The sequence below is a fragment of the Pantoea sp. CTOTU49201 genome, from assembly GCF_032054795.1.
Classification (GTDB): domain Bacteria; phylum Pseudomonadota; class Gammaproteobacteria; order Enterobacterales; family Enterobacteriaceae; genus Pantoea; species Pantoea symbiotica.
On record NZ_DAMBSA010000265.1, the window covers coordinates 1413 to 6717 of the forward strand.

A 5305-nucleotide genomic window follows, 5' to 3' on the forward strand; every position below is an offset into this window, starting at 1 on the left:
CGCAATCGGGTGCCATTTAGCCCTAACAGCCATTCATACGCTCAACCATCTGGATAACCGAAGCGTGACACATCAGCGTTCAAACAGATAATTTCCGAAACCCGCCTGAAATCCACTGCCTCACGCCAGAAAACGCCAAAATATCGACTATGATTTGTTGTCCGACCTAACTTTCATCCCAAATTATTTATCGTTTTCAGCCAGTAGCGAATCGCTTGATGTCGTCCATTGCCCCTGCGTGGGCTAAACGAGGCAATTGAATGGAATTCAGATCATTTGAAAAATCCTGGGGCGCTGAGATTCTTGCTGATGACAGCGTCCGTTTTCGTGTTTGGGCACCCGGACAGCAGCACATCACATTGAGAATTGCCGACCATGATTCAGCCATGATTGACGCGGGCGACGGTTGGTTTGAACTGCAGGTCAGCGGCGTGACACCTGGCGCAGAGTATAACTTTGTGCTGGACGATGGCACGGTGGTGCCGGATCCCGCCGCGCGTGCGCAAAAGGCTGATGTTAACGGCCCTTCACTGGTGGTCGATCCGCAAAGCTATCGCTGGCAGCACACCGCATGGCAAGGTCGTCCGTGGCACGAAACTGTGGTGTATGAGCTGCACATCGGCACCTTTACGCCAGAAGGCACTTTCCAGGCGGCGATAGCCAGGCTGCCGTGGCTGGCCGAGTTGGGCATCACGCAGCTGGAAGTGCTGCCGGTTTCGCAGTTTGGCGGCAATCGCGGTTGGGGCTACGACGGCGTGTTGCTCTACGCTCCACATGCGGCTTACGGATCGCCGGATGATTTCAAAGCCTTTATCGATGCCGCGCACGCGCACGGTTTGTCGGTGGTGCTGGACATCGTGCTCAACCACTTTGGCCCGGAAGGTAATTATTTGCCGCTGCTGGCGCCGGAGTTTTTCCATCAGGAACGCATGACGCCGTGGGGCGCGGGCATTGCTTATGATGTCGATGCAGTGCGGCGCTACATCGTCGAAGCGCCGCTCTATTGGCTGCAGGAGTTTAATCTGGATGGGCTGCGCTTTGATGCCATCGATCAGATTGAAGACAGCTCCAGCAAGCATGCCCTGATTGAGATTGCCGAACGCATCCGTCAGGCGATTCCCGAGCGCCCTATCCATCTCACCACTGAAGATTGCCGCAACGTCATCTTCCTGCATCCGCGCGACAAACAGGGCAACGCGCCGCTGTTTACTGGCGAGTGGAACGATGATTTCCACAATGCGGTGCACGTATTCGCCACCGGTGAAACCCACGCCTATTACGAAGATTTCGCTGACGTGCCGGAGAAACTCGTGGCGCGCGTGCTGACCGAAGGCTTTGCTTATCAGGGCGAGCTGTCGCCGCAGAGTGGGCAACGGCGCGGCGTGCCGAGCGCCAGCCAGCCGCCGGTGGCGTTCGTCGATTTCATCCAGAACCACGATCAGGTTGGTAACCGCGCGCAGGGCGATCGCTTGATCAACCTGGCGGGCAGCGATCGCACCAAAGTGCTGCTGGCAACGCTGCTGCTGTCGCCGCACATTCCGCTGCTGTTTATGGGCGAAGAGTATGGCGAAACCAATCCCTTCCTGTTCTTCACCGATTTTCACGGCGATTTGGCCAAAGCGGTACGTGAAGGTCGCGCGAAGGAGTTCACCGGTCACGCCGGGCATGACGAAGAGGTGCCGGATCCTAACGCTGAGCAGACCTTCATCCGCTCGAAACTTGACTGGAATAAGCTGCAAACGCCGGCGGGCCAGAGCTGGCTGGCGTTAACGCGCGAGCTGCTGGCGCTGCGTCAGCAACACATCGTGCCGCTGCTGGCGGATGCGGGCGGCAACAGCGGCAAGGTGCTCGCCACCGCCGAAGGCTTTGTCGCCGTCAGCTGGCGTTTCCCGCAGGGCGTGCTGTCGCTGGCACTGAATATCGGCAAACAGACGCAACCTTTACCCGCCATGCCAGGCCGCACAGTTTTCGCCTGGCCGCAAGAAACTGAAGCATTACCCCAACACGCCATCGTGGTGCGTTTGGACCAGGGAGCAACAAAATGAGTATTCCAACCGCGACGTACCGCATTCAGTTTCGCAACGGCATGACCTTTGATCGCGCAGCAGCGCTGGTGCCTTATCTGCAACGCCTTGGCATCAGCCATCTTTACGCGTCGCCGATTTTCAGCGCCACCGCCGAATCCACTCACGGTTACGATGTGATCGATGCCAATGAGATCGAACCGGCAATTGGCGGCCGCGACGGTTTCAATCGTCTGGTTGAGGCGTTGCAGGACGCGGAGATCGGCTTGATTCTCGACATCGTGCCAAATCACATGGCGGCTTCGCTGGAGAATAACTGGTGGCGCGATGTGATTGAGTACGGCGAGAGCAGCCGCTATGCCAATCACTTTGATATCGACTGGACGCGCCGCCTGACGCTGCCGTTTCTCGGCGACAGCTTCGATAACGTGCTGGAAAACGGTGAGATCAGTATTAAAGCGCATCCGGAAACCGGCCATCCCGCGCTGGTCTATTACGACAGTTTTTACCCGCTGACGCCCGCCAGCTGGCAGGATCGCGCCGACGAGGTGCTGGCGATCACCGATGCCAAAGCGATTGCCGAACTGCATGAGCAACAGCCTTGGCGCTTGATAAGCTGGCGCGATGCACGCAGCGAACTCTCTTATCGCCGCTTCTTTGAGATTACCGGTTTAGTCGGCGTACGCGTTGAGGATGAAGCGGTGTTTGCCGATTCCCACCAGCTGATTCTTGAGCTGGTGCGCTCTGGCGCGGTCAGCGGATTACGCGTCGATCACGTTGATGGCCTTGCCGATCCGCAAGGTTACTTGCGCCAGCTGCGCCAGGCCACCGGCCCGGATTGCTATATCACGGTGGAAAAAATTCTCGCCGAAGGGGAACAGATTCCTGACGACTGGCCGATTTCCGGCACCACCGGCTACGAATTTATTGCCGCGCTGTCGCACGCGCTGGTCGATGATTCGCAGATCGATACGCTTCATCTGGCGTATGAAGCCACCACCGGACAACCCAACGACGTTGAGGGTGGACTGCGCGTGGCGCGTGAATTGATGGTCGATCGCAATTTCGCCGGTGAGTTTGCGCGTTTACTCAAGCTGGCGACGCAGATTGCCGCTTCCGAACATCGCAACCTCGGTGAAGCGGAGCTGCACGTCGCGCTGCGGGAAATCCTCATCGCCTTCCCGGTGTATCGCACCTACGGCCAGCAGGACGGTATGCCGCTCGAAGGCGAAGAGCTGCTGCAACAGGTGCTGGAAATCGTAAAAAACAGCGCGTCGCCGACGGTACTGAGTTTGCTGCAGGCGATGCTGCTGGGCGCGGTTTCTGAAGAGAGCGAAAAAGATGCGCATGAATTCCGCGTGCGCTTCCAGCAACTGACCGGACCGCTGATGGCGAAGTCGGTGGAAGACACGCTGTTCTTCCGCAATCACGTAGCGTTAGCCATCAATGAAGTGGGTGCCGAGCCGTTGCCGCACGCCTTCTCGCTGGCGCATTTCCATAGCGAGATGCAAACGCGGCTGCAGCAGCAACCCGATGGCATCTCTTCCACTTCAACCCACGACACCAAGCGTGGCGAAGATGCGCGTGCGCGGCTGTACACGCTAAGCGAAGCGCCTGCGCTGTGGGCGGAACACGTCACGCGCTGGCGGCAGATTAATCAGGCGCAGGTGGTTGAGCTGGAAGATGGCGCCGCACCGGAACCGGCGGTGGAATGGATGCTGTATCAGGCGTTAGCCGGCGTATGGCCGACCACCTTGCAGCCGCAGGATGCCAGCCAACTCGAAGAGCGCTTTATTCCCTTTGTTGAGAAAGCATTACGCGAAGCCAAGCTGCGAACCGATTGGGCAGAAAGTAATGAAGCCTACGAAAAGGCGGTGCTGGATTACGCACGCCATCTGCTTTCACCGGCTAATCATCTGTTCCTCAGTGACTTCAGCCACGCGTTGCAGCCATTTATCCAGGCCGGACTGATCAACAGCCTGACGCAAACGGTGATCAAACTCACCGCGCCGGGCGTGCCGGATATCTATCAAGGCAGCGAAGCGCTGGATTTCAGCCTGGTCGATCCCGACAACCGCCGCACGCCTGACTTTGATCTGCTGGAACAGCAGCTTGAAGAGTCTGAATCTCCCGATTTCAATGACGCGCAAAACTGGCTGAGCGGCAAACTGAAACAACAGGTGATTGCCCGCCTTCTGCATCTGCGCCGCGATTATCCGCAGCTGTTCCGCGTGGGTGATTATCAGCCGCTGCAGGTTAGCGGTGAACATCAGGAGAAAGTTATCGCCTTTGCGCGTCAGGACAGCGATCACGCACTGCTGGTGATCCTGCCGCGCCTGAGTTTCGACAACGCGCAGTGGACGCAAACCGAAGTAGAACTGACCGAATCACTCGCCCATCGCCACTATCGCAACTTATGGACAGGCGCAAGCGTGGCGATTGGCGATTACATAGCGCTGGATGAGGCGGCCTCAAGTGCGCCGTTAGTGCTGCTGAGCAGCTGATGCATACCCGATTAATCTGTGTGGAGAATAATGGATGACAAGTAAGCCTCTAAAAATTACAGCAGGTTCGGGACAAGTGCTTGGCGCTAACTTTGATGGCCAGGGCGTGAACTTTGCACTGTTTTCGGCCTGCGCTGAGCGAGTTGAGCTGTGTTTGTACGATGAGAGCGGCGAAAACGAAATCGCCCGCTTCGATTTGCCGGAATATACCCATGAAGTGTGGCACGGCTATATTCCCGGCTTGCAGCCCGGCGCGCTCTATGGTTATCGCGTACACGGCCCGTATGAGCCAGAGAATGGCCATCGCTTTAATCCCAACAAACTGTTGCTCGACCCTTACGCGCGCGAACTGGCGGGCGAGCTGCAGTGGGATGAGTCGCACTTTGCGTATGACCTGCACGATGACGAGAAGGATTTGAGTTTCGATACCCGCGACAGCGCGCCGTTTACGCCGAAATGCGTGGTCATCGATCCCAACGAATTCGACTGGCAGGATGCCAATCGCCCCAATATTCCATGGTCGAAAACGGTGATTTATGAAGCGCACGTCAAAGGCTTCAGCCAGCTTAATCCAGCGGTGCCCGAAGAGATGCGCGGTACTTACGATGGGTTGAGCAATCAGGCTTCGATCGATTACATCAAGAGCCTCGGCGTAACTACCGTGGAACTGCTGCCGGTGCACGGTTTCCCGGACGATCAGCATCTGCTGGATCGTGGTTTGAAAAACTTCTGGGGTTACAACACCCTGGCCTTCTTCGCCCCGCACTCGCGCTACAT

General features: G+C 57.4%; 2 protein-coding genes and 1 pseudogene. All 3 read left to right on the plus strand.

Annotation, left to right across the window (positions count from 1 at the left end; all coding sequences use genetic code 11):
• The first annotated feature begins 260 nt into the window (after positions 1-260).
• A complete protein-coding gene (treZ, locus tag RTY00_RS17055; RefSeq protein WP_312665230.1) occupies positions 261-2045 on the plus strand; it encodes a malto-oligosyltrehalose trehalohydrolase in 1785 nt (594 codons plus the stop codon).
• Positions 2042-4528, plus strand: a complete 2487-nt coding sequence (gene treY, locus RTY00_RS17060; RefSeq protein ID WP_312665231.1) for a malto-oligosyltrehalose synthase — start codon at positions 2042-2044, stop codon at positions 4526-4528. The genes treZ and treY overlap by 4 nt, the downstream gene beginning before the upstream one ends.
• A 34-nt stretch (positions 4529-4562) precedes the next feature.
• Positions 4563-5305 (plus strand): annotated as a pseudogene (locus tag RTY00_RS17065) (glycogen debranching enzyme GlgX); the annotation flags it as partial.